Origin of the sequence: Priestia sp. SIMBA_032, from assembly GCF_046535215.1 — a bacterium.
GTDB classification, from domain to species: domain Bacteria; phylum Bacillota; class Bacilli; order Bacillales; family Bacillaceae_H; genus Priestia; species Priestia aryabhattai.
This window is the reverse complement of record NZ_JAWRXD010000726.1, coordinates 1-269: the sequence shown is the minus strand read 5'-3', so window position 1 is coordinate 269 and position 269 is coordinate 1. Positions and strand designations below refer to the sequence as shown.

Below are 269 nucleotides of genomic sequence, written 5' to 3'. Positions count from 1 at the left end.
GATGTAAACGCATGGGCGCCCTATGTGAGTAATCCACTCACGCTGGTGGCCTTTGTATTGCTGGTTATTTTGTTGGCCATGCTCAAAGCACCCGCCAGTAGTACGTTTTTCAAGGTGCTCGGCTGTATTCTGATCGCGGCCGTAACGGCGGCGCTGCTGTTGGCTGGATTCAGTGAATATAAACGTCACGAGAAGCCTGATGTGGCTTCGGCTGGGACGCCACCGCCGGCTTCGATTGCACCGCCAGTGGCAACTCCTGCGCCACCGCC

1 protein-coding gene is annotated in these 269 nt (G+C 56.9%); it reads left to right on the top strand.

Features of this window, described 5'->3' with window-relative positions:
• Positions 1-24: 24 nt before the first annotated feature.
• Positions 25-269: hypothetical protein (locus tag SB717_RS36200; protein WP_410907836.1), on the top strand; the 245-nt coding region annotated here is incomplete at its 3' end.